This is a genomic window from Exiguobacterium sp. 9-2, assembly GCF_036287235.1.
Lineage (GTDB): Bacteria > Bacillota > Bacilli > Exiguobacteriales > Exiguobacteriaceae > Exiguobacterium_A.
The window spans coordinates 58,838-83,334 of sequence record NZ_CP142850.1 but is presented as its reverse complement, the minus strand read 5'-3'; the positions used below and the strand labels follow the sequence as shown (position 1 = coordinate 83,334).

The 24,497-nt window shown below is 48.6% G+C and carries 21 protein-coding genes, 2 tRNA genes and 1 rRNA gene; all 24 read right to left on the bottom strand.

The window, feature by feature from the left end; translation table 11 throughout:
* Nucleotides 1–22: 22 nt before the first annotated feature.
* A 16S ribosomal RNA gene (locus VJ374_RS00460) occupies nt 23–1,590 on the bottom strand.
* 381 nt (nt 1,591–1,971) lie between these two features.
* Entirely contained in the window at nt 1,972–3,453 is a 1,482-nt protein-coding gene (gene lysS, locus VJ374_RS00455) for a lysine--tRNA ligase (protein ID WP_155960241.1), read from the bottom strand.
* A gap of 161 nt (nt 3,454–3,614) precedes the next feature.
* Complete coding sequence (gene dusB, locus VJ374_RS00450; protein ID WP_035413287.1) at nt 3,615–4,607, bottom strand: tRNA dihydrouridine synthase DusB; 993 nt, start codon at nt 4,605–4,607, stop codon at nt 3,615–3,617.
* On the bottom strand, nt 4,607–5,122 hold the full coding sequence (gene folK, locus VJ374_RS00445) for a 2-amino-4-hydroxy-6-hydroxymethyldihydropteridine diphosphokinase (protein WP_308102499.1): 516 nt from the start codon (nt 5,120–5,122) through the stop codon (nt 4,607–4,609). Before folK ends, dusB begins: the two co-directional genes overlap by 1 nt.
* The gene (gene folB, locus VJ374_RS00440) at nt 5,119–5,490 is read right to left on the bottom strand and encodes a dihydroneopterin aldolase (RefSeq protein WP_035413281.1); all 372 of its coding nucleotides are present in this window, start codon (nt 5,488–5,490) and stop codon (nt 5,119–5,121) included. Before folB ends, folK begins: the two co-directional genes overlap by 4 nt.
* 2 nt (nt 5,491–5,492) lie before the next feature.
* Nucleotides 5,493–6,278, bottom strand: coding sequence for a dihydropteroate synthase (folP, locus tag VJ374_RS00435; protein WP_035413278.1), 786 nt, complete (start codon nt 6,276–6,278; stop codon nt 5,493–5,495).
* A complete protein-coding gene (locus tag VJ374_RS00430) occupies nt 6,275–7,114 on the bottom strand; it encodes an aminotransferase class IV (RefSeq protein WP_329469718.1) in 840 nt (279 codons plus the stop codon). Before VJ374_RS00430 ends, folP begins: the two co-directional genes overlap by 4 nt.
* A complete protein-coding gene (locus VJ374_RS00425; protein ID WP_290787812.1) occupies nt 7,098–7,679 on the bottom strand; it encodes an anthranilate synthase component II in 582 nt (193 codons plus the stop codon). Before VJ374_RS00425 ends, VJ374_RS00430 begins: the two co-directional genes overlap by 17 nt.
* The gene (locus tag VJ374_RS00420) at nt 7,676–9,061 is read right to left on the bottom strand and encodes an anthranilate synthase component I family protein (RefSeq protein ID WP_035413268.1); all 1,386 of its coding nucleotides are present in this window, start codon (nt 9,059–9,061) and stop codon (nt 7,676–7,678) included. The genes VJ374_RS00425 and VJ374_RS00420 overlap by 4 nt, the downstream gene beginning before the upstream one ends.
* 87 nt (nt 9,062–9,148) lie before the next feature.
* Nucleotides 9,149–10,093 carry a cysteine synthase A gene (cysK, locus tag VJ374_RS00415; protein ID WP_035413265.1) on the bottom strand — a complete coding sequence of 315 codons (945 nt, stop codon included), beginning with the start codon at nt 10,091–10,093 and terminating at the stop codon, nt 9,149–9,151.
* A gap of 80 nt (nt 10,094–10,173) precedes the next feature.
* Nucleotides 10,174–10,485, bottom strand: a complete 312-nt coding sequence (locus VJ374_RS00410) for a hypothetical protein (protein ID WP_035413262.1) — start codon at nt 10,483–10,485, stop codon at nt 10,174–10,176.
* Nucleotides 10,486–10,497: 12 nt separating this feature from the next.
* Nucleotides 10,498–11,421, bottom strand: a complete 924-nt coding sequence (hslO, locus tag VJ374_RS00405) for an Hsp33 family molecular chaperone HslO (RefSeq protein ID WP_023466563.1) — start codon at nt 11,419–11,421, stop codon at nt 10,498–10,500.
* Between the two features lie 9 nt (nt 11,422–11,430).
* Complete coding sequence (locus VJ374_RS00400; RefSeq protein WP_035413293.1) at nt 11,431–12,192, bottom strand: type III pantothenate kinase; 762 nt, start codon at nt 12,190–12,192, stop codon at nt 11,431–11,433.
* A gap of 182 nt (nt 12,193–12,374) precedes the next feature.
* On the bottom strand, nt 12,375–14,378 hold the full coding sequence (gene ftsH, locus VJ374_RS00395) for an ATP-dependent zinc metalloprotease FtsH (protein ID WP_035413259.1): 2,004 nt from the start codon (nt 14,376–14,378) through the stop codon (nt 12,375–12,377).
* 120 nt (nt 14,379–14,498) lie between these two features.
* Nucleotides 14,499–15,044, bottom strand: coding sequence for a hypoxanthine phosphoribosyltransferase (gene hpt / locus VJ374_RS00390; protein WP_035413256.1), 546 nt, complete (start codon nt 15,042–15,044; stop codon nt 14,499–14,501).
* Between the two features lie 33 nt (nt 15,045–15,077).
* Nucleotides 15,078–16,310 carry a tRNA lysidine(34) synthetase TilS gene (tilS, locus tag VJ374_RS00385; protein WP_329469715.1) on the bottom strand — a complete coding sequence of 411 codons (1,233 nt, stop codon included), beginning with the start codon at nt 16,308–16,310 and terminating at the stop codon, nt 15,078–15,080.
* A 71-nt stretch (nt 16,311–16,381) separates the two neighbouring features.
* Nucleotides 16,382–16,453: transfer RNA gene (locus tag VJ374_RS00380), tRNA-Glu, on the bottom strand.
* Between the two features lie 10 nt (nt 16,454–16,463).
* A tRNA-Met gene (locus VJ374_RS00375) sits at nt 16,464–16,540 on the bottom strand.
* Nucleotides 16,541–16,693: 153 nt separating this feature from the next.
* Entirely contained in the window at nt 16,694–17,209 is a 516-nt protein-coding gene (locus tag VJ374_RS00370) for a S1 domain-containing RNA-binding protein (protein WP_035413250.1), read from the bottom strand.
* An 83-nt stretch (nt 17,210–17,292) separates the two neighbouring features.
* Nucleotides 17,293–17,670 carry an FtsB family cell division protein gene (locus VJ374_RS00365; protein WP_035413247.1) on the bottom strand — a complete coding sequence of 126 codons (378 nt, stop codon included), beginning with the start codon at nt 17,668–17,670 and terminating at the stop codon, nt 17,293–17,295.
* A 66-nt stretch (nt 17,671–17,736) separates the two neighbouring features.
* Nucleotides 17,737–18,009 (bottom strand): RNA-binding S4 domain-containing protein, encoded by a 273-nt coding sequence (locus VJ374_RS00360; RefSeq protein ID WP_023466556.1) that lies wholly within the window; start codon nt 18,007–18,009, stop codon nt 17,737–17,739.
* On the bottom strand, nt 18,006–19,436 hold the full coding sequence (gene mazG / locus VJ374_RS00355) for a bifunctional methyltransferase/pyrophosphohydrolase YabN (RefSeq protein WP_056062007.1): 1,431 nt from the start codon (nt 19,434–19,436) through the stop codon (nt 18,006–18,008). The genes VJ374_RS00360 and mazG overlap by 4 nt, the downstream gene beginning before the upstream one ends.
* A complete protein-coding gene (locus VJ374_RS00350; protein ID WP_056062004.1) occupies nt 19,433–20,980 on the bottom strand; it encodes a putative polysaccharide biosynthesis protein in 1,548 nt (515 codons plus the stop codon). Before VJ374_RS00350 ends, mazG begins: the two co-directional genes overlap by 4 nt.
* Nucleotides 20,977–24,492: a transcription-repair coupling factor gene (mfd, locus tag VJ374_RS00345; protein WP_329469711.1), complete on the bottom strand. Its 3,516-nt coding sequence runs from the start codon at nt 24,490–24,492 to the stop codon at nt 20,977–20,979. Before mfd ends, VJ374_RS00350 begins: the two co-directional genes overlap by 4 nt.
* Nucleotides 24,493–24,497 lie beyond the last annotated feature (5 nt).

Sequence of the window (24,497 nt, the reverse complement as noted above, 5' to 3'; positions counted from 1 at the left end):
CCGTAAGGGACGTTTTCCTTAGAAAGGAGGTGATCCAGCCGCACCTTCCGATACGGCTACCTTGTTACGACTTCACCCCAATCATCTACCCCACCTTCGACGGCTGGCTCCTTGCGGTTACCTCACCGGCTTCGGGTGTTGCAAACTCTCGTGGTGTGACGGGCGGTGTGTACAAGACCCGGGAACGTATTCACCGCAGTATGCTGACCTGCGATTACTAGCGATTCCGACTTCATGCAGGCGAGTTGCAGCCTGCAATCCGAACTGGGAACGGCTTTATGGGATTGGCTCCACCTCGCGGTCTCGCTGCCCTTTGTACCGTCCATTGTAGCACGTGTGTAGCCCAACTCATAAGGGGCATGATGATTTGACGTCATCCCCACCTTCCTCCGGTTTGTCACCGGCAGTCTCCCTAGAGTGCCCAACTGAATGCTGGCAACTAAGGATAGGGGTTGCGCTCGTTGCGGGACTTAACCCAACATCTCACGACACGAGCTGACGACAACCATGCACCACCTGTCACCATTGTCCCCGAAGGGAAAACTTGATCTCTCAAGCGGTCAATGGGATGTCAAGAGTTGGTAAGGTTCTTCGCGTTGCTTCGAATTAAACCACATGCTCCACCGCTTGTGCGGGTCCCCGTCATCAATTCCTTTGAGTTTCAGCCTTGCGGCCGTACTCCCCAGGCGGAGTGCTTAATGCGTTAGCTTCTTCAGCACTGAGGGGCGGAAACCCCCCAACACCTAGCACTCATCGTTTACGGCGTGGACTACCAGGGTATCTAATCCTGTTTGCTCCCCACGCTTTCGCGCCTCAGCGTCAGTTACAGACCAAAGAGTCGCCTTCGCCACTGGTGTTCCTCCACATCTCTACGCATTTCACCGCTACACGTGGAATTCCACTCTTCTCTTCTGTACTCAAGCCTTCCAGTTTCCAATGGCCCTCCCCGGTTGAGCCGGGGGCTTTCACATCAGACTTAAAAGGCCGCCTGCGCGCGCTTTACGCCCAATAATTCCGGACAACGCTTGCCACCTACGTATTACCGCGGCTGCTGGCACGTAGTTAGCCGTGGCTTTCTCGTAAGGTACCGTCAAGGTACGAGCATTCCCTCTCGTACGTGTTCTTCCCTTACAACAGAGTTTTACGATCCGAAAACCTTCATCACTCACGCGGCGTTGCTCCATCAGACTTTCGTCCATTGTGGAAGATTCCCTACTGCTGCCTCCCGTAGGAGTCTGGGCCGTGTCTCAGTCCCAGTGTGGCCGATCACCCTCTCAGGTCGGCTATGCATCGTCGCCTTGGTGAGCCGTTACCCCACCAACTAGCTAATGCACCGCAAGGCCATCTCAAGGTGACGCCGAAGCGCCTTTCATCAGCGGACCATGCGGTCCGTTGAACTATCCGGTATTAGCTCCGATTTCTCGGAGTTATCCCAATCCTTGAGGCAGGTTCCTTACGTGTTACTCACCCGTCCGCCGCTCATTCCACTGCCTTCCCTCCGAAGAGTTCCGTCAGCTTCCTGCGCTCGACTTGCATGTATTAGGCACGCCGCCAGCGTTCGTCCTGAGCCAGGATCAAACTCTCCATAAAGTGTTTGACTTGCTCGTTGTTGTGACCGGAGTCACGATTGACGAAGCTTGCGCTTCATTCGTTTTTGTATTCCGTAGAATACGATTTTTGCCTCATCGTTCAGTTTTCAAAGTTCGTCGTGTCGTTTTCAGCGACTTTAATATCTTAACAAGTTATCAACCCGATTGTCAACAACTTTTTTGATATTTATTTTTGTGTGTCACGACCATTCGCGGCACAAGAAGTAATATACCATGGCTTTTTGAATCGTACAAGCATTTTATTAGAAAAACATTTAAAAACTTTTATTTACCCGTTTTTTGACTCGTTTATCCCTACATTGACTTCAAAAAGAACGCTCCGTTCCTTCTATACAGTATAGAAAGAACGGAGCTCTACTTATTAATTTTGCTGGTGACGCATCGTTGGGAAGAGTAAAACATCACGAATCGATGGTGCATTCGTCAACAACATGACGAGACGATCGATCCCGATGCCAAGACCACCCGTTGGCGGCATACCGTACTCGAGTGCTTCAATGAAGTCTGTATCCATTTCATGTGCTTCGTCGTTTCCTGCTTCTTTTTCGACGAGTTGTGCTTCGAAACGTTCACGTTGATCGATTGGATCGTTCAATTCCGTGAAGGCATTCGCATGCTCACGACGGACGATGAATAATTCAAAGCGATCCGTAAAGCGTGGATCTTCTGGATTTTTCTTCGCAAGTGGTGATACTTCAACAGGATGACCATAGACGAATGTTGGTTGAACGAGTGTTTCTTCTACTTTTTGTTCGAAGAACTCATTCAAGATATGTCCCGTCGTCATGTGCGACTGGACTTCAACACCGTGTTCATGCGCGAGTTCAAGGGCACGTTCGTTCGAAATCTGTTCGAAGAAGTCGACACCTGTTGCTTCTTTAACGAGATCTACCATGTGCGCTCGTTTCCAACCGACAGATAAATCGATGACGTCTTCTCCGTAAGTGACTTGTGTCGTACCGAGTACTTCTTGTGCGACGTGAGCAATCAGATTCTCTGTTAAGTTCATGATGTCTTTATAATCCGCATACGCTTCATAGAGTTCGATCATCGTAAACTCTGGGTTATGACGTGTTGAGATTCCTTCATTACGGAATACACGACCGATTTCGTAGACTTTCTCAAGTCCACCGACAATCAAACGTTTCAAATGAAGCTCAATCGCAATCCGCATGTAAAGCGTCATGTCGAGTGCATTATGATGCGTGATGAACGGACGCGCCGATGCTCCACCCGCGATCGTATGCAACATTGGTGTTTCGACTTCCAAGTATCCGAGGTTATCAAGATATTGACGGATTCCACGAATGACTTTACTCCGCGCGATGAATGTCTCACGTGATTCTTGGTTCGTAATAAGGTCGAGATAGCGCTGACGATAGCGTTGCTCGATATCCTTTAATCCATGATATTTATCCGGAAGCGGACGTAACGCTTTTGTCAATAACGTAAATGCTGTGACGTGAACAGAGAGTTCACCAACATTCGTCTTGAACACGTATCCTTGGATCCCGACGATGTCACCTAAGTCACATGTCTTATAGATCTCATACGCCTCTTCACCGACGTCATCTTTACGAACATACAACTGAATTTGACCTTGTACATCCTGAACATTCGTAAAGCCAACCTTCCCTTTACGACGTGTCGTCATGACACGACCTGCGATGGCAACTTCCGGTTTCAGTTCAGCCAATTCTTCTTTTGTATGTTCACCAAATGATGCACGAATGCTCGCAGTATCCGTCGAACGTTCAAAACGTGCGCCGAATGGATCGAGACCTTGTTCACGCATGGCGTTCATCTTACTGAGACGCACCTGCATTTGATCGTTCATTTCCATATCCTGACTCACTGTCTTCACTCCTTTTAATAATGGTTCACGACGATTCTCTCGAATAAAAAGCTGCCGGAATGACCGACAGCCCTTTAGAAAACCGATACGCTCATCTTCAATGCAACTAGCGTACCACAAAACGACTCTGTCCGACTATACTTTACCTGTTAGGCATACGCTACGTCTTCTTCGAGTGTCTGCAAGTACTGCTGTAACAGTTCAACGAGTCCCGTATGCGTGTCGATGTTAAATAACGCATTGCGAACGCGACCGTTCCCCTTCATTCCTTTCAAGTACCAGGCGACATGTGTCCGCATTTCGCGCACGGCGAGTTCTTCTCCCTTTAGCGCGACCAGTCGTGTAGCGTGCAAGAGACAAATATCAATCTTCTCGCGCGCCGTCGGTTCTGCCGGAAGCGTTCCTGATTCGAGATACTGGATTGTCTGATACAACATCCATGGGTTTCCGAGAGCGGCCCGTCCGATCATGACACCGTCGACACCAATCTCATCAATCATTCGTTTAGCATCTTGTGGGGTTTGAACATCCCCGTTTCCGATGATTGGAATATTAACCGCTTTTTTTGCTTCACCGATGATGTTCCAGTCTGCGACACCTTCATATTTTTGTGAACGTGTCCGTCCGTGAATGGCAACAGCCTTCGCACCACCCGCTTCTGCTGCTTTGACATTATCGACACAATAGATGTGATGACTGTCCCAGCCGGTCCGCATTTTGACCGTAACCGGTTTATCGATCGCTTGTGTCACCGCATGGACCATCTCATAGACCTTATCCGGATCAAGCAACCATTTCGCTCCAGCATCACTTTTCGTGACTTTCGGGACCGGACACCCCATATTGATATCAATGATGTCGGCATTCGTGTTCGCTTCGACATATCGCGCTGCTTGAACGAGTGTCTCCTTTGAACCACCATAGATTTGAAGACTCAGCGGTTTTTCCCGCTCATCCACGTACAGCATCTGTAGCGTCCGTTCGTTCTCGTACAAGATCCCTTTATCGCTGACCATCTCCGCACAGACGAGTCCCGCGCCGAATTCTTTTGCGATCAACCGAAACGCGGGATTACAGACGCCTGCCATCGGTGCCAAGATGACTTGATTCTTCAATTTGACATCACCAATGTTAAATTCCATTATTGTTCCTCCGCTTCTAAAAGACCACCTAAGCGTCGCACACCGTTTCGTTCTGTCTCTGGTAACTGCTGGTACAATTGCTCGACACTTTGCCCAAGACCAGGTATGACGCATGTTGCTGCTAGTTCCCGTAATGGCGCGAGGACGAATGCCCGCTCTTGCATCCGCGGATGCGGAACGGTTAATCCTTCAAGGTCAATACGTTCTCCCCCATATAACAAAATATCTAAATCAAGCGTCCGCGGTCCATTTTTGAACAGACGCTCGCGTCCTTCTAGCTGTTCGATTTCCTGCAGTCGCTCAAGTAAGACATCTGCCTCGTCCGTCGTTTGAATCCGGACGACCATATTATAAAATAAATCCTGATCGAGATACCCGACAGGTACAGTCTCATAAATGGAAGAGACCTTTACATCATGAACAGACGATAAGGCTCTCAGGCGAGCGATCGCTGCTCTTAAGTGAGCCGCTTTATCACCAATGTTTGAACCGAGTGCAATGTAAGCTTCCTTCATGCATAGTCCCCCCGGAGTCGATTGATCTCGACTGCCACATGTTCATAATGACCAGCAATCGGCGGATCCGGTTTGATAACTTTGATCGATGCTTCTTCAATCCGCCCGTCTAACGCAAAGACTTCTTTTGCAATACGATCCGCCAAGGCTTCGACGAGTTGGAGCGGTTCTCCTTCGACGACACGTTTTGTCGCTTCATACAATTCAGCGTAATTGACACTTTTCGTCAAATCATCCGTCCGACCGGCTTCTGCCAATGCAAGTCCGATCGATAAGTCGACATTGAAGCGTTGACCGAGTTTCGTCTCTTCTGCAAATACACCGTGATACCCATAAAACCGCATTCCTGTTACATGAATTCGATCCACCGTCATTCCCCTTTCGTCGCAGCTAACATGATGTCCATCATCTGCGCTGCCCGTTTGACTTCTTTGACGTCATGCACACGCACCCAGTCACATCCTTGTTGAATCCCGTAGCAAACCGTAGCAATCGTTCCTTCAAGTCGTTCTTCCGTTGGCAATCCAAGCGCGAGTCCGATCATCGATTTACGGGACGTTCCAAGTAAAACCGGATACCCGAAGTCCGTGACGATGGACAGGTAACGCATCAAGTACAAGTTCTCTTCCTGCGTTTTCATGAATCCAATGCCTGGGTCGAGCCAAATGTGCTCTTCCGCCACGCCTGCCTGTTTCGCTAACCGGATTGATTCCTCAAGGTCAGCCCGGACTTCCGCAAGCATATCTGTCCCATGCGCCGTTTCCCGGTTATGCATTAAAATGATTGGTACTTCATACTGCGCAGCGACCTTGACCATCGAACGATCGCCCCACTTCGAACCCCAGACGTCATTGATGATGTCCGCTCCTGCTTGAATAGCAGCTTCTGCGACGACCGGTTTATACGTATCGATCGACACGAGGACGTTCAGCTCTCGTTTGATGCGCTTAATGATCGGTAAGACACGAGCGAGTTCTTCTTCAACTGACACGAACGCCGCACCCGGTCGTGTCGATTCTCCACCGATATCGATCGCATCTGCTCCATCCGCGACAAGCTGACGCGCTTGCCGCATCGCTTGCTCGATATCAACATATTGTCCACCGTCCGAAAAAGAGTCCGGTGTCACGTTCAAAATACCCATGATGTAGGTCATGGTTGTTCCCTCCTTGTTGTCACATGTTCGACAGATTGATCGAAGAGTTTCATAATCTCCGCATACCCTGTTCCGTTTATTCCGGGGAAAGGGCGTCCGTCAAGTGACGAAATGGCGACCGCTTCCTGAACGGAATTCGTATAGATGATCTCATCTGACTCTTCGAGCTGTGGTAAATATGCCAGACGTTCTTCGACCGGTAAATGTTGCATGAGGAACTGACGGGTAATCCCATTCAATGCACCGGTCTCAAGGGGCGACGTATACCATGTACTTCCGTAACGCCAAAAGATATTTGACGTAATGCCTTCACAGACATGACCTTCCTTCGTCAAGAACATCCCTTCTGCTTCTGGATTGAACAATTGACGTTTCGCGACTAGATTGTTCATGTAATGATGTGACTTTAAGCGATATGTCGTTTCCGGCGTACTGCGCGGCAAACGAATCGTCTCGAGTGCACGTTCCGCCCGTTTTCGCGGAGCGATTGGTTTCGCATAGATCAACACGGTTGGCGTATCGTAAGGGTCAATTGATAACCCAATCTCACGCGGACCAGCCGAAACATTCAACCGGATATAGAGATCGTTCGCCTCATATGCTTCATATAAATCTTGGATTGCTTGCCGTAAGGCTTCCCGGTCATACGCTAACTGTATCCCGAGTGCGACACAACTCATCCGCATACGTTCGATATGATCATCGAACAAAAACGGATGTCCGTTATACGTCCGAAACGTCTCGAATATACCCATCCCGTAGACGAATCCATGATCAAGTGGGGAGATTCTTATCTCTTCTTCTCGTTTGATGATTCCGTCATGCCAGAGATACATAATGCGTCAACTCCAAGAAATTTTTTAACATCTGTTTACCGTCTCGTGTCAAAATCGCTTCCGGGTGGAACTGGACACCTAAAATCGGTAACGTCCGGTGACGGAGTGCCATGATCTCTCCGCCGGCTTCCGCTGTCACTTCGAGTACTTCCGGGAATGTCTTACGTTCAACGACAAGTGAATGGTAACGCGTCACCGGTGTCGCTTGTGGGATCCGTTCAAAGATCCCTTGTCCGTCATGCGTCAGTGGCGAGACTTTTCCGTGCATCAATTCCTTCGCTCGGACGACTTTACCACCGAATACTTGCCCAATCGCTTGATGACCCAAGCAAACTCCTAGGATCGGTACCTTCCCCGCAAAGTAAGCAATCGCCTCTAAACTGATTCCCGCTTCATTCGGTGTACAGGGACCCGGCGAGATGACGAGATGATCAGGCTGTAGCGTTTCGATTTCTGCAAGCGTAATCGCGTCGTTGCGAAATACCCGGATGTCTTGTCCAAGTTCGCCGAAATACTGGACTAAGTTATACGTAAAGGAATCATAGTTATCAATCAATACAATCATCGTGTTCCCTCCGCCGTTTCTTTTGTCACCCATAACGCTTTGGCTTTACTAAGTGACTCTTCGTATTCACGTGCTGCGTCCGAGTCCGTGACGACTCCAGCACCTGCTTGGACATATGCCATCCCATCTTTTGCAACGAGTGTCCGAATCAAGATGTTGAAAATGACATCATCCGCCCAACTGATGAAGCCAAGCGATCCAGTGTAGATGCCACGCCGGACCGGTTCCAGTTCTTCAATGATTTCCATCGTCCGGATTTTTGGCGCGCCGGTGATCGTCCCACCTGGGAACATTGCGGCGAGCACTTGACTCCCGGAGTGTTCCGGAGCCACTTCGCCTCTGACATTTGAGACGATATGTTGCACGTGGGAGTATTTCTCGATCACCATCAGCTCATCGACATGGACCGTACCATAACGACTAACGCGCCCTAAATCATTACGCTCTAAATCAACGAGCATCACATGCTCTGCCCGTTCTTTTTCGTTATCGAGTAAGGTTTTCGCGAGTCGTAGATCCTCCGCTTCATCCTTCCCGCGTGGCCGTGTTCCCGCAATCGGACGCGTTGCTAACGCATCACCGATTTTTTCGACGAGCAACTCAGGTGAGGCTGACACAAGTGTTAAATCCTCATCTGCGAAGTAACCCATGTATGGAGAAGGATTAATTTGTCGTAATACATCATACAGATGTTCCGCTGTCGTCCCAAGCGGTTCTTGTTGACGGACGGACAAATTGACTTGGAAGACGTCACCATCCTCAATATACGATTTAATCCGGTGTGCCGCTGTCATGAACGCTTCCTGTCCGAAAGCTCGTTCTCGTTCGCCGGATGAACCGGTTGTTGTAAACTGCGGTCTATTTGTCTTGACGCACCAACGCGCGACTTCTTCTTCAAGAATCTGTGTTGCTTCCTCTGCTGTGTCTCGCGTCACGGCAATGAACAATTGTTTCGTTTCCTCATCAAACACGGCAACTTCATCGTACCAGTAGAACGATAGATCAGGTGTTTGTAGATCATCCATCGCTTGCTCCGGTAGCTTTTCTAAATAACGGACAGCATCATAACTGACATATCCGGCAAATCCACCAAAGAATGGCGGCATTCCATCCGGTCGGATGGATTCACGTTCGACGCGGAGTCGTTCGAGTAGATCAAACGGGTTTGCCGTCGACGTCTCGACTTTTCCATCTGTCTCAATCGTCGTCATCCCGTCCTTTGTCCGGACGTATCCGACAGGACGAGTCGCCGCCATCGTATACCGTCCGATTCGACCGCTTTCGAGCCAGACGTGTCCTGTTGTTCCAATCGTCTGTTCGACATACCGATTGTAGAATTGTTCTTTCGTCCATGGTATTGCTTTATATTTCGTCTGTCGCATACGCGTCCCCCACTTCACACTATTCTGCTCTCATTATACGCAAAAAAGTACACGGAAGCCGAATGACTTCCGTGTACGTATGATGGATTACTTCGATTGATCTGCTTCTTCCTCGACTTGATACAGCGGTGTACTTAAGTACCGCTCACCGTTCGAAGGAATGATCGCGAGAACATTTTTTCCTTTGCCGAGACGTTTTGCCGTCTTCAGTGCCGCTGCAATCGCAGCACCTGACGAGATACCGCCTAAGACACCGTTCGTCTTCGCTGCTTGGCGTGCGTGATCAAATGCTTCTTCCGTCGTGATTTGCTCGACACCATCATAAATATCTGTATCGAGAATCGACGGTACGAATCCAGCACCGATACCTTGCAGTTTATGCGGCCCCGGTTTACCACCTGATAAGACCGGTGAATCCGTTGGTTCAACAGCAATGATTTCAATGCCTTGGAAAGCATCGCGCAACACTTTACCAGCACCCGTGATCGTTCCACCGGTTCCGATTCCCGCGATGAACGCATCGAGTTGCATGCCTTCGAACGCTTCGACGATTTCAGGACCTGTCGTTTTTTCATGAACGACTGGATTGGCACCGTTATTGAATTGTTGCGGCATGAAGTAACCGTGCTCTTCCGCTTCCGCTGTCGCGCGAGCGATCGCACCCTTCATCCCTTCAGGACCTGGCGTCAAAATCAATTCCGCACCATAGGCGCGAAGCAACGTCCGACGTTCCATGCTCATTGTTTCCGGCATGACGAGGATGGAACGGTATCCCTTCGCCGAAGCGACCATCGCTAGTCCGATACCCGTGTTCCCACTCGTCGGCTCGATGATCGTATCTCCCTCTTTAAGTTGACCTGCTTCTTCTGCCGCTTCAATCATTGATAACGCGATCCGGTCTTTTACGCTCGATCCAGGGTTCATGTACTCCAGTTTCAGATATACATCTGCATCCTCAGGACCCGTTAGATGATGTAACTTGACGATCGGTGTCCGACCGACTAAATCTAATACTGAATTCGCAATACGCATGACCATTCCTCCTCATTAGTGAACCGCTTGAATTCCAAGTAATCCGATAGATTAATTATCAGCGGACTGGATGAAATCTGTCAATCAAAGCGTTTAACTTCCGGCTTTTTTCCATCCTTTGTCTGGCGCTCGACCGCTTCTTGAATCAAACGATCGATTGTCTGCTTCTCTTGTTCCGTTCGCATCGTCTGATAGACCATTGCTCGGGTGATTTTTTCATCACCGACTTCGGCGATGACATCCTCAAGCGGACCACCAATACTGTCCTGAACGATTTTAGGAGAATCGACCTTAGGGAGCTCACCCATGAAGGCATAAGCGCCGGTCATGAAATTCGTCAACAATAAGATGAAGATCAACATCCACAAGTACTTAGGTTGTACATTCCCCATATCGGATCCCTCTTATGCTCTTTCGAGTGATTTTTCGCGAAGTTCCTCTAATTCTGGAACATCATAGTGATAATGCTCTGAACAGAAGTGACAAACAGCTTCCGCGCCACCATCTTCATCAATCATCGCTTGAATCTCATCTGGTCCAAGGGCAATAATCGCTGTTGCTAATTTGTCGCGGTCACACGTACATTCGAATGACACCGGAATCGTATCAAGATGTTCGTAGTCACCGAGAACGAGTTCTAACATTTCTTCGGGTGTTTTTTCCTCACCGACGAGAATGGAGATTGGTTTAAGAGCTCCGACACGTTTTTCAAGCGCTGCGATCGTCTCTTCCGATGCACCCGGCATCAATTGAACGATCAACCCACCTGCTGCAATGACCGATTCGTCTTCTGGGTAAACGAGAACGCCAGCTCCAACGACTGATGGACTTTGTTCCGATACAGCGAAGTAATACGTGAAGTCTTCGCTGATCTCACCGGTTTGAATCGGAGATTGACCACCGACAAAGTCACGCAACCCGAGATCCTTGATGACAGAGATGTTTCCGCGACCGACCGCTTCACCGACTTTTAATTTCGTCAGACCGTCTGCATTGACGTACGTATCCATCTCGACGCGGGGACGACTGACATATCCACGAACGACCCCTTTTGCATCGGCATCGACGATGATTTTTCCGATTGGTCCATCGCCTTCGACTTTTAATGTGACACGTGTATCGCCTTTTTGCATCGTACCCATCATCGCGCCGATTGTTAGTGTCCGACCGAGCGCTGCCGTGACGACCGGTGTCGTCTGGTGACGAAGTTGTGCTTCATAGACCGTTTTTGTCGAACGGATCGCAAATGCACGAACTTCTCCGTTGAAGCCTAACGCCCGTACTAAATAGTCATCTTTTAATTGTGCTAATAATTCTTCCCGTTTCATCTTAATCCCTCACTTATTTCGTTCGTAGATAATCCGTAATCCATCTAATGTCAAGAATGGATCGACGATCTCAATCATCGTGGATTCCTCGCTGATTAGTCGGGCTAAACCACCGGTCGCAATGACCTTCGCTTCACCCATTTCTTCTTTCATCCGGTGAACGAGTCCGTCCACCTGCGCCACATATCCGAAATACGTACCCGATTGCATCGCATGGATCGTATTTCGTCCGATGGTTGACTGCGGTTTCGCAATTTCAATTCGCGGCAATTTTGCTGCCTTATTATAGAGTGCCTCGGTCGCAACCATCACACCCGGTGAGATGATGCCACCGTAATACCGTTTTTGTGCATCGATGTAACAGTACGTCGTCGCTGTTCCAAAATCGACGATGATCATCGGTCCCTCGTATTTCGCCGTCGCCGCTACTGCATTGACGATTCGATCGGCTCCCACTTCCCGTGGATTATCGACTTTTAAATCGAGTCCTGTCTTGATTCCTGGTCCAATCAAAAACGGACGGCGTTTAAAGTAACGCACACACATATTTTCTAGTGGAAACACGACGGGGGGTACGACAGATGATAACACGATTCCCTCGATTTCTTCCACGTTTAGCTCTGCGTCACGAAACAACGCTTTGACGAGCATACCGTATTCGTCCGTCGTCCGTGTCCGGTCTGTCGCAATCCGCCAATGCTCGATCAACTCTTGTCCTTGATAGACACCTAAGACGATATTCGTATTTCCGACATCGATGACTAAAATCATTTGCTTATTTCCCCGCTTCTTCTCGATTTTCATGCTTTTTTTTATATTCCGTCGTTTCACGCTCGGAATGATATACGTTGTGATTATACCATGCTCGTATGGTCACACCTACCGATGTGTATTCGCTCGATCTGTAACAAAAAAGAACGGATTCGATGCGAGATCGAATCCGTTCCATCCGTTTACACTTGATCGTCGCGACGCGGCGTATCTGGTGTATCCGTATCTACATTTTGTCCTTCGTCAACGACTGAACCCATTTGCGTTGGAGACTCTGTCGGTTGATCGACGGTTGCATCTGTCGATTCCGGTGCTTTCTCTTCTGCTTTTGGAGTCGTTGCTTCTGGTTCATGTTTTTTGTATTCGCCTGTCTCTAAGAGATGGTGAATTTGTTTTTGATCAAGTGTTTCGACTTCAAGCAACGTCGTTGCAATCAAGTCGAGCTGATCGCGTTTCTCAGTCAAGATATCTTTCGCTTTTTGGTAACAGCGGTTGATGATCGCTTGGATTTCCGTATCGATCTCGTGTGCAATCGCATCCGAGTAATTCTGTTCGTTTTGGAAATCACGGCCGAGGAAGACGTTACCGCTTTGACCTGATCCGAATTGAAGCGGTCCGAGTTTTTCACTCATTCCGAACTCCATGACCATTTTCCGTGCAAGACCTGTCGCACGCTGGAAGTCATTGCTTGCTCCAGTCGAGACTTCTCCGAAGACGATGTCCTCTGCAACGCGACCACCGAGCAATCCAGTAATCTTATCTTCGAGTTCCGGCTTCGTCATGAAGTAACGATCTTCTTTTGGCAACATGACGACGTATCCGCCCGCGTTACCACGAGGAACGATTGTTACTTTGTGTACTTCGTCCGCATCGTCGAGCGTGACACCGATGATCGTATGTCCAGCTTCATGCCATGCGACGATCTTTTTCTCTTTCGGCGAGATGATCCGGCTCTTCTTCGCTGGTCCAGCGATAACACGGTCAATCGCTTCTTCGAGATCAACGATCGAGACCTTATCACGATCTGCCCGAGCGGCAACAAGTGCTGCTTCGTTTAGAAGGTTTTCAAGATCCGCACCCGAGAAGCCAGGCGTCCGTTGTGCGATGGCTTTTAAATCAACCGTTGAATCAAGCGGTTTGTTCCGCGCGTGTACTTTCAAGACTGCTTCACGACCGACGACATCTGGACGATCAACCGTGATTTGACGGTCAAAACGACCTGGACGGAGTAACGCAGGGTCAAGAATATCAGCACGGTTCGTTGCTGCGATCATGATGATGCCTTCGTTTTCACTGAATCCATCCATCTCGACGAGAAGTTGGTTCAATGTCTGCTCACGCTCATCATGTCCACCACCGAGACCTGCGCCCCGTTGACGACCGACAGCATCGATTTCATCAATGAAGATGATACATGGTGCGTTTTTCTTCGCGTTTTCGAACAAGTCACGAACACGTGATGCCCCGACACCAACGAACATCTCAACGAAGTCAGAACCTGAAATCGAGAAGAATGGTACGCCAGCTTCACCAGCTGCAGCACGCGCGAGCAACGTTTTACCTGTACCTGGAGGACCCACGAGGAGAACCCCTTTCGGAATACGGGCACCGAGCTTCGCGAATTTACGCGGATCTTTTAAGAATTCGACGACTTCGACGAGTTCTTGTTTCTCTTCGTCTGCGCCGGCTACATCATCAAACGTAATCTTTTTCTTCTCTGTATCGTAGAGGCGTGCCTTCGATTTCCCGAAGTTCATGACGCGACCGCCACCACCGCCACCTTGTGCTTGATTAATCAAGAAGAAGAAGAGGATGAAGATGATGATGAATGGAACGATCGTCGTTAGTAACGCGATCCAACCACCATTCGTTTCTGCTGCCTTGAAGTCCATCTTGACTCCTTGGCTTTTCAATTGCGTGTAGAGATCCGTTAGTTCCGTATCAACAGCCGGTACGACTGTTTCATACGTCGAATCTTTTGCACGCAAATCTCCTGTCACATTATACGTCTGGCCTTCATACTGGAAGGTAGCCGTCTTGATTTCACCTTTTTCAACAGACTCGACAAACTGTGTGTAATTGATTTCTTTGCTTTTGTTCACTGGACTCTGCAAGTATTGCAGAAACAAGATCAAAGCTAGAAAAATGACCCCAAACACGAGGGTATTCTTCACTGCTCGGTTCATCTTATGCCTCCTCTCCGCATCCATCTCGTTTTTCTAATGGATGAATACGAATCCTGGCGCGACAGGGCGCGCTTTGTAATTGGTTTCATCTTATCATGGGACAGACGAGATTAAAAATAATTAGCCACCGTAGACTGCAGGTTTCAAGACACCTACATACGGAAGGTTACGGTATTTCTCTTCGTAATCCAGACCATACCCGACGACGAATTCGTGTGGAATGACGAAGCCGCTGTAATCTGCATGCAAATCATTTTTCCGTCCTGTCGGTTTGTCGAGCAATGTCACGATTTTAACGGACTTCGCTTTCCGGTACTTGAAGAGGTCTACGAGGTAACCAAGCGTCAATCCGCTGTCGATGATATCTTCGACAATCAAGATGTCGCGTCCTTCTACCGATGTGTTCAAATCTTTTTCAATCTTGACTTCACCGGTTGATGTTGTCCCACCGTGATACGTCGAAACGTCCATGAAGTCCATTTCAAGGTGCATATCCATCTTTTTGACAAGATCGGACATGAAAGGCATTGCGCCTTTTAAGACACACACAAGCAACGGAAAACGATCGTGATAATCCGCTGTCAAATCGCCGGCGAGTTCGCCCACTTTATTTTGGATCTCTTCTTCTGAAATCAATACTTTTTCCATATCGTTCATCAAGGTCATGCTAGGTATTCCTCCTCCATAATAAACACTACATTACCATTCTATCATTAAATAAGATTTTGCGAGGAGTTCAAATGACCCGAATATTGCAATTCGATGTCCAATGACGGCTAAAATCACTCCATTTGCATCGACGACGACCGGCACTTGTTCCCGGAGATAACGTGGAACCTTCGCATCAATCAGAATTCGACTGACTTTTTTCGAACCAACAGCAAGTTGAATCCGATCTCCCGGACGTGGCGGACGTACCGTCAACGGAAACGTAATCGCGTCCAGTGGGATCCCGTGCGCTCCAATTGAGAAGCGAAGCATTTGTTCACCATAATGATACGTTCCCAAATTCTCCCCTACTTGAAACGGTAAATCGTCATTCATTGACCGTATCACACGATCTTGCATCAAAAAGCCATATGCACGTCGCATCCTCCAGTTTCCATAATACACTTCGTCCGAGCCCTTATCCACCCGAAGCCATGTAACAAAGTGACGAATCGTTTCGGAAGAAAACGTATCGCCCGTTAACGTCGGCAAGACGAGCCGTTGTAAATCCGTCGGCAATTCTAAAATACGTGCGACCGGAATTCCGTTTGTTTCCTTACACCGGTCGAGATAGGTTGCGACGAATGTTGCCTGCTCACGCATGATTTGCTGTCGCGCATGTGCTGCTGCTGCTGTTGCCTGTTCAAAACCAGGACGAATGTCTCGTAGTGGCGGAAGAATCTTATGCCGAATTTGATTTCGTAAATAGGTCGTTTCTGCATTTGATGCATCCTCTCGCCACGGTACCTCATGTTGCCATGCATAATCGAGTAATGCTTGCTTCGATTCATGTAGTAACGGTCGATGTAACCAGCCGTTACCAAACGGACGAATGACAGGAATCCCATCAACTTGTGCTTCTCCTCGAACGAGCTGAATGAGCAACGTCTCGATTTGATCATCTTGATGATGGGCGAGAACAAGACGCGAGCGTCCGGTCTCTTCCATGATGCGCTCAAAAAATGCATACCGTTCCTCACGACATGCTGCTTGAGAGCTCGTACGCCCTGCCCAGTCTAAACGTGTCATGAAAAACGAAATCTTTCGAGTTGCTGCCCAGTCTTCGATAAAATGTGCTTCTTCGTCGGATGCTTCTCGTAATCCGTGATGCACATGTGCAATTGCAATGTCATACCCTTCTCGATACAACCGATCGACGAGTACCATCGAGTCACATCCTCCAGACACTCCGACTAGGAGCGGTTCAAACGGCACACCTTCCATTACGACTTCACCCCTTTCCGTTAAAACCTAAAAAAAGCTATCTCTATATAATAGAGATAGCTTTTTGAGAATGACCCGTACGGGATTCGAACCCGTGTTACCGCCGTGAAAGGGCGGTGTCTTAACCGCTTGACCAACGGGCCAAAAAAAATATGGTAGCGGCGGAGGGAGTCGAACCCACGACCTCACGGGTATGAACCGTACGCTCTAGCCAGCTGAGCTACACCGCCATATTTTTAACTCGTGCGTCTTAAGCACATTTTCTATAATACGGGCAGGTCAAATGAAAGTCAACGCTTTTTATAAAAATAATTTTAAAAAAATAAAAGATGGAATGAACGGCGTCATTCCATCTCTATTCTTATAAAGAACAGGTCAGCAAGTTATTGACGTTTTGCGCCGCGCCCGCCACGTTTTGAATCCGTTTGACGTTTCAATGTAGCAAGACGATCTTCACTATCTTTCAGGAAACTAGACATCAACGTATCGAACGATTGTTCTTTGCGCGGTGGTGGTGTATTACGGCCACCTTTGTTGAAGCCTCCACGATTACCGCCTCCACGCGGTCCTTTGTTATCGAACGAACGTGGTCCGCGATCTTGTCCTGCTGGACGTGGTCCACGATCGAACTGACGTGCTGGACGTGGGCGTTCACCTTCTGGACGATCGACGGCTTTTTTAATGGAAAGACCAATCTTACCATCGTTTTCAACACTTAAGACTTTAACGGTGATTTCTTGACCAACCGTTAATACATCATTGATGTCCTTAACATAAGAATCTGCCACTTCACTAATGTGAACAAGACCAGTTTTCCCTGTTGGTAACTCAACGAACGCTCCGAAATTCGTGATGCCTGTTACTTTCCCTTGCACTTTGCTGCCTACTTCAATCGACATAAATTGTATTGCTCCTTTTTAGTTGATTCGTTTCTTATTATACGAGTGATTCATTCTTTTTTCAATCAATCGGCAACCTTCAATTAGTCTTCAGGTGAAAAGTAGAAGATCGTTTCCCCTTTTTTCGAATAGAGCAACTCGCTCCGGGCTAAGTTCGCCACATATTCTTTATCATTGAGACGATTGATTTCTTCTTTCAGACGAGCAGTCTCTTTTTTTGCTTTCGTCTGCTCCTGTTCAGCTACTTGAAATGACTGCTTTTGTTCTGCGATCAATTGCCGTTTTTCCATGTATGACCACCCCATGAGGGAAAAGATGAGCAAAAAGACGGTCAGACACAAGAAAAAGCGATTTTTGAGACGTCGACGGTTTTCAATAGCATTCTGACTCAATTGCTTCTTACGGTCATTGAGCGGCTTGATCTTTGGCGTTTGACGCCCTGATTCGAGCGGTGTTGGCATATCATCCCTCCTCTTTCTGAGTGGTCATCCCTGACACTCTTTAGTATACTTCCTTTTTCCGGTAAATTACATCGATTCTTCGGAATTCACCTTTTCTTCACGGATGATTTCATACATATCAGATGCTTCTTCTTTTTTCGCATGTTCTTTAATGCTTGAAATCGCAACTGTCACGATCTTATTTCCGAACCGAATCGTCATCTCATCACCTGCTGCTACCGTGCTACTTGCTTTCGCTACATTACCATTGATCGTAATCCGACCTTGATCGGCGACTTCTTTCGCAAGCGTCCGTCGTTTGATCAGACGCGATACTTTTAAAAATTTATCAAGTCTCATGACTGTTCCTCCTGCTTCGCTTGATGCCAGAGTGAATCTTGCTCTTCAAGCGTCATCTCAACGAGCGGTCGATCCGCTAGTTGTTCCATCCGTGTAAAACGGCGAATAAATTTATCATTCGTTCGTTGTAATCCTTCTTCTGCCGATAGACCGAGGTATTTTCCGACGAGTGTTATCGAGAACAGGACGTCTCCAAATTCTCCGAGTCGTTCTTCTGGGGCTGCTTCTTTCAATTCATGTAACTCTTCGATCACTTTTTCAAGTGCCCCCTCGACGTCTTCCCACTCGAAACCGACTTTCGCCACTTTCTTTTGAATGTCTTCTGCGCGCATCAAAGCAGGTGCTCCTTTTGTCACACCATCAAGTAAAGAAGTCCGCTCCGGTTTTTCTTGTGCTTTGATGTCTTGCCAGTTCGACACAACGTCTGCTGAAGAATCAACAGTCGTTTCCCCGAAGACATGGGGATGGCGACGAATCATCTTATCGCTGACGCTTCCGATGACGTCTCGAATATCAAAATACCCTTCATCTAGACCAATTTGTGCGTGGAGCATAACCTGTAAGAGGACGTCTCCTAGTTCTTCTATCATTAAGTTATCGTCCTGAAGGTCGATTGCTTCCAGTAATTCGTAAGATTCTTCGATTAAATGTCGTTTTAAGGACTCATGCGTCTGCTCTTGATCCCACGGACAACCACCTTCACCGCGTAATCGCGCGATAATCTCTTTTAAAGTCGCGAAGTCACGATTCAACGTCTGCTCATCCGTAACCGGTGGTACATAGACCGTCGTTAAGTTACTGAGCGTCGTCACATGATCGAGTTCATATAACGGTACGTTTTGAACGGTTTGCTGACTCGTACCTGCTGCTGTGACAAGAGTGACGAGATGTTCGTCCGGATACCGTTCCATCAACTGGACTTTTAAGTCGCCAGCGACGAGCGCGTCATAGACTTGCCCAATCAGTAGATGTTGACGAATCTGTGCTTCATCGACAGCAAATGCCGTTGCATCAAGTAACTGGAATCCTTCAATCGGATCCACGCCAAGTGCAGCGAACATCGGATCGAGAAAACTTTGTCCCCCTACGACATCGACATTGTCTGTCCGTTGCAACAACTGTTGCACAGTACTCTCAGCGACTAATGGATGTCCTGGAACGGCATAGATGATATCCGTCGTTTCAGAAAGACGAAGCAATTCCTCGACGATTTCTGTATATACGTCTTCAAACCGACTATGTCGTTCATAAACTGAGTCAAATGATGTAAAGTTCATTCCCTCTGCTGCAAGTTCTGAAACGACTGGATGATCCACTGTCCGCAAATAGACAGGTTGTGTCGTGTTTTTTAATAATCGATAGATGCCAAACGGCAATTGTTCGAGTTCGCCGACGCCAAGGCCGACGATCGTAATTCGGTGTGTCATATGCTCCTCCTACGTTGGTACATCTGATATAACTTATCTCCTAAAGGCAATAACGCCCACTCTTGTTCTGATAAGGCACGAAAGCGTAACGCCATACTGCCATAAATGATGGCACCACCGACGACAAGAACGCCGACTTCGAGTGCCGCACCGATTCGTGTCTCAAGCTCAAACAGCTGGAAAAACGTCTCGATCAGATACAGAAACACACCCATGGTAAGCACAGGTAAGACCAGTCTTCGATAAAAAACAGTTCCCGCAGATACACGACCGAACTTCCGGTTCAATAAAATCCATTGTGCTGCCGCCATGACGGCAAAACCGCCAAATGTCGCCATACCCGCCCCGATCATACCATATCGGGGAATGAAATAGAGGTTCAGAGTAAGCTTCGCCCCTAATCCGATAAGAACACCAACAAGCGCATACTTCTCGGCATCAACCGACTGGAGACAAGAGACGATCATCATCGCGATCGATGCGGCAAATGCCGTCGCTGCGAGCCAAATCAATCCCGCTGTTCCTTGATCATTTTGATATAACGCAATATTGAGCGGACGCATCACACCCATTAGCCCGATCGTCGCTGCAGCGGCAATCAATAAACCGGAACGGAGTAATGTCTCGAGTTGTTGACGCATCATCTGTGGATCGTGTTTCCGGTATGCGGTCGACAAGGCTGGCACACTCGCAAGGCTCATCGACGTCGCAAACAGAATCGCAAATTGCAGTAACGGATACCCACGGTCGAGTATTCCTTTTTCGATTTTTGTTTCCGTCGTATTGCCAAGTAGATTGACGAACGTTAATCCATCAATCAATTGCATCAGCAACAATGCAAGTGACGCGATACTAACTGCTACACCGCTTGTCACCAGCACTTTTCCGACACGTCTTATATGAATACTCGAAAATACCGGACGACCGATTTTCCCTTTCGCAAAGCGTAACAGGACGAATAACGAAACGATGCTGCCGCCAATCGCCGTTAAATGAGCGCTCGCACCAATCCAGTAGGGGTCCGCCTGCATCGAGACACCGATATACGTCACAAGCAACAATAGTCCGACACGGACGGCATTTTCAGAGACTTGGGATACAGCCGTCGGTCGCATCTCAAGATCTGCTTGGAACATTCCTCGTAGAACAGCAATCACGGGTAGTAAATAAAACGTACATGTTACCGCACGCAGGGGCACAACCAGTTTTGCATCCCCGAACCACCCAGCGAGCGTCGGGGCGATCCACCATCCGAGCAGACCGAAAAAGACGGTCATGGCAAGTAAGACATAAAAAATCGACCAGAGAACTTCTCGTTTCTCATCCGGGTGGTGAAGCGTCAACTTCGCCACGATGACAGGCAGCGCATAAATGCCGAGCGCTGCCGCAATCGCAAATAATGGATAGACGGTCTGATAGACGTACAATCCGAAATCACCAGCGAGGTTCTGATACGGAATCCGGTAAAAGAAGCTGAGCAATTTTGAGATATAACTAGAGATCGCAAGCAGTGCTGCGCCTTGCGCAATCGTTCGTCTATTCATCGCCCGACGAGCCGGCGATCAAGTTCCGCCAATAATTGTTCTGCCTGCATCGTCATCTGTTGCGTCGACTGTTTGTTGCGGTTGAGGGTTAAGACGAGTTTCTCCTCTTGTTGTCCCATTCCAAGACCACGTCCCAGTGGAACAGTCCATTTAACGAAGTCCGCCACATCGAGTTGTTGTGTCGATTGGAGCGATAAGACGATCTCAATTTTCGGATCGGTTTGTTTAACACGCTCGACACGCGCCCGTTCAGCGAAAATGCGCATTCGCGTCAACTGGATCAAACGCGCGACCTCATCCGGAAACTCACCGAATCGTTCAAGCATTTCCGTTTCGAGTTGTTCGAGACTATCGACGGTATCAACATATTTCAAACGTTTGTAGAACTCGATTTTCAGCTCGGAGTCTGTCATGTAGTGCGATGGAATATAGGCATCAAGGCTGAATGTGAACTCAGGAACGAATTTCTGGATGCGTTTTTTACCTTTCATCCGTTCTTTCCGCTCCTCGACTGCTTCTGCAAGCATCTGCGAATAGAGATCGAAACCAACAGAATCGATGAATCCAGATTGTTGCGAACCGAGTAAGTTCCCGGCACCGCGAATCGACAAGTCACGCATTGCGATTTTAAAACCGCTACCGAGCTCCGTGAACTCCTTGATCGCCTGCAGACGACTTTCTGCCACTTCCGTCAATCGTTTTTGCGGACGGTACGTAAAGTACGAGTAGGCGACGCGACTTGAACGACCGACACGGCCACGTAATTGATAAAGCTGTGATAAGCCCATTTGATCGGCGTCATGAACGATCAACGTATTGACATTCGGGATATCAATCCCCGTCTCAATGATCGTCGTACTGACAAGGACGTCGGCATCTCCTTCGAAGAAGGCGATTAGCTGACTTTCGAGTTCGGTTTCCGTCATTCGACCGTGAGCCGTGACAATTCGTGCTTCCGGTACGAGGGCGCGAATCTCTTCTGCCTTTCGCTCGATGCCCTCGACACGGTTGTAGAGGAAGAATGCTTGTCCACCACGTCCGAGTTCCCGTTCGAGTGCTTCCCGCATGACGATTCCGTCGTATTCCATGACGTATGTCTGGACCGGATAACGGTTTTCCGGTGGTGTCTCAAGGACAGAGAGATCACGGATTCCGATCATCGACATGTGCAATGTCCGCGGAATCGGTGTCGCTGTCAACGTCAAGACATCGACGTTTGTCTTCAACTGTTTCAGACGTTCTTTGTGTTTAACACCGAATCGTTGCTCTTCATCAATGATCAACAATCCGATATCAGCGAATTGGACGTCTTTCGACAGCACACGGTGTGTCCCAACGACGACATCAATCGTTCCTTCTTTTAACCCTTGTTTCGTTGCCTTTAATTCTGCTGGCGAACGGAACCGGCTCATGACCGACACACGAATCGGCCATTCACTGAATCGTTCAAGCATTGTTTCGTAGTGTTGTTGCGCAAGGACGGTCGTCGGTACGAGCAATGCCACTTGTTTTCCAGACATGACTGCTTTAAAGGCTGCACGAATCGCCACTTCCGTTTTCCCGTACCCGACGTCGCCACATAATAGACGATCCATCGGACGCGGACGTTCCATATCTTTCTTGATCTCGGCAATTGATCGCAATTGATCGACCGTTTCCTCATATGGGAAGGAAGCCTCGAACGCTTGCATGTTATCGTCATCCTCTGGGAAAGCAAAACCGACGGCAGCTTCACGAGCCGCATAGAGCTTGATCAATTCATCAGCGATATCCTCGACCGATTTTTGAACCTTCGCTTTGACCTTTTTCCATTCCGTTCCACCGAGTTTATAGATTTTCGGCTCTTTCCCTTCAGCCCCGACGTACTTTTGAATCAAGTCGATCTGATCGACAGGAACATACAACGAGTCCTCTCCTGCGTAGACGAGATGGAGATAATCCTGATGATTACCGGCTACATCAATCGTCTTGATGCCATGGTACCGCCCAATTCCATGATGAATATGAACGACGTAATCACCTGTCTTCAATTCTTGGTAACTCTTGATCCGTTCAGCGTTCGTCAGCTTCGTCGTCTGCTTCCGGCGACGCGCCGGTTGCTTGAAGACTTCTTCTTCTGTGATGACGACGAGGCGCGCATTCGTCATCTCGAATCCACCATGAATTCCGCCAATCAAGATCGCTGGTTGACCACGAGTGATACCTTCTTTCGTTACAATCGAGGCTTCAACCCCATAATCGGATAACGTCTGGCGCATCCGCTCGGCACGTTCTCGGTTACTCGCTAAGAAGACTATCCACATGTCAGCGCGACGATATCGCTCGACTTCTTGCTTCAGGCGTTCCATCTGACCATGGAACGGCGCAATCGGTTTGATGCTGAAATGGATTGCCGCACTTTCCGGTACACCGCTCCGACGAGTCGGAAGGAGCGAGAGGTACAACAATGGTTGTCCTTCAAAGACATGTGTCATCGGAACGGACAGGACGTAATCACTGACGCTTTGTCCGCGTTCAATGAGCGACGCCATCCATTCTGCTTCCTCTGCATCCTGGACTTCTGCCGCTTCTTCGACCCGCGCGACTTCATCGACGATCAAGACGCTGCCCGTCACGTCTTGACGTAACGTCGACGTGTAGAGGATTGGTGCATACTTCGCGAACTGTTTCGGACGATCGCCGTTTTCTAACAACTCGACGTCGTAAGCGATCCCCTCTTCGAGTGCCGCGAGGACTTCCGTACTTTGGACGCGCTCTTTCGTCACCTCATAAAGACGACGGACTTTTTCGCCAGCCTCCTTTAACTGATCCTTGGTCGCGAAGTGTTCGGCTGCTGGCATCAAACATGCTTCTGCGACAACACCGAGCGAACGTTGGGTCTCCGCATCGAATGTATAGATCGAGTCGATTTCCTCATCGAATAGATCGAGCCGGTACGGGCGTTCAACCGTGAGCGGATAAATATCGATGATACTCCCGCGAACGGCAAACTCACCTGGTGTCGTCACGGTCGCTGTCCGCTCGTACCCCGCATCAACTAAATCCTGGACGAAGTCTGGAATCGACAAGATATCGCCTGGCTTCACCTGTTTGACGTGCGACAAGAACGTCTCTGCACCCGGAACATATCGGCGTAAGCCAACGAGCGGAATGATTAGGATCCCGTCGTCCGTCGTCAATAAACGGTGACGAGTTTCGATCCGTGTTGCCCGCAGTTCCGGACTCGCCCCATAGGAGAGTTCCGCGGCTAATGTCTCATCAACCGGATAGAGCATGACGTCTTCTTCCGGCACGAGTTCAATCAAATCATCGTACAACTTTTGCGCTTGGAACATATTATGTGTCACGAGTACGAATCGACGTTTCGTCTCCTGATAAATCCCGGCGACGAACAATGCCTTTCCACTATTCATCAGACCAGTGATCAACTGAGCGTTGACACCGTCCCGGAAGCGTTCCCGAACCGTCTTGATTTCAGGAATCGCTAATAAGAGTTCTTGTAATTGTTTCATCTTCT

Excerpts from the sequence above, each read along its gene's own strand:
- lysS (WP_155960241.1), bottom strand. The coding sequence starts at position 3,453 with ATGGAAATGAACGATCAAATGCAGGTGCGTCTCAGTAAGATGAACGCC.
- dusB (WP_035413287.1), bottom strand. The coding sequence starts at position 4,607 with ATGGAATTTAACATTGGTGATGTCAAATTGAAGAATCAAGTCATCTTG.
- folK (WP_308102499.1), bottom strand. The coding sequence starts at position 5,122 with ATGAAGGAAGCTTACATTGCACTCGGTTCAAACATTGGTGATAAAGCG.
- folP (WP_035413278.1), bottom strand. The coding sequence starts at position 6,278 with ATGACCTACATCATGGGTATTTTGAACGTGACACCGGACTCTTTTTCG.
- VJ374_RS00430 (WP_329469718.1), bottom strand. The coding sequence starts at position 7,114 with ATGTATCTCTGGCATGACGGAATCATCAAACGAGAAGAAGAGATAAGA.
- VJ374_RS00425 (WP_290787812.1), bottom strand. The coding sequence starts at position 7,679 with ATGATTGTATTGATTGATAACTATGATTCCTTTACGTATAACTTAGTC.
- VJ374_RS00420 (WP_035413268.1), bottom strand. The coding sequence starts at position 9,061 with ATGCGACAGACGAAATATAAAGCAATACCATGGACGAAAGAACAATTC.
- cysK (WP_035413265.1), bottom strand. The coding sequence starts at position 10,093 with ATGCGTATTGCGAATTCAGTATTAGATTTAGTCGGTCGGACACCGATC.
- VJ374_RS00410 (WP_035413262.1), bottom strand. The coding sequence starts at position 10,485 with ATGGGGAATGTACAACCTAAGTACTTGTGGATGTTGATCTTCATCTTA.
- hslO (WP_023466563.1), bottom strand. The coding sequence starts at position 11,421 with ATGAAACGGGAAGAATTATTAGCACAATTAAAAGATGACTATTTAGTA.
- VJ374_RS00400 (WP_035413293.1), bottom strand. The coding sequence starts at position 12,192 with ATGATTTTAGTCATCGATGTCGGAAATACGAATATCGTCTTAGGTGTC.
- ftsH (WP_035413259.1), bottom strand. The coding sequence starts at position 14,378 with ATGAACCGAGCAGTGAAGAATACCCTCGTGTTTGGGGTCATTTTTCTA.
- hpt (WP_035413256.1), bottom strand. The coding sequence starts at position 15,044 with ATGACCTTGATGAACGATATGGAAAAAGTATTGATTTCAGAAGAAGAG.
- tilS (WP_329469715.1), bottom strand. The coding sequence starts at position 16,310 with ATGGAAGGTGTGCCGTTTGAACCGCTCCTAGTCGGAGTGTCTGGAGGA.
- VJ374_RS00370 (WP_035413250.1), bottom strand. The coding sequence starts at position 17,209 with ATGTCGATTGAAGTAGGCAGCAAAGTGCAAGGGAAAGTAACAGGCATC.
- VJ374_RS00365 (WP_035413247.1), bottom strand. The coding sequence starts at position 17,670 with ATGCCAACACCGCTCGAATCAGGGCGTCAAACGCCAAAGATCAAGCCG.
- VJ374_RS00360 (WP_023466556.1), bottom strand. The coding sequence starts at position 18,009 with ATGAGACTTGATAAATTTTTAAAAGTATCGCGTCTGATCAAACGACGG.
- mazG (WP_056062007.1), bottom strand. The coding sequence starts at position 19,436 with ATGACACACCGAATTACGATCGTCGGCCTTGGCGTCGGCGAACTCGAA.
- VJ374_RS00350 (WP_056062004.1), bottom strand. The coding sequence starts at position 20,980 with ATGAATAGACGAACGATTGCGCAAGGCGCAGCACTGCTTGCGATCTCT.
- mfd (WP_329469711.1), bottom strand. The coding sequence starts at position 24,492 with ATGAAACAATTACAAGAACTCTTATTAGCGATTCCTGAAATCAAGACG.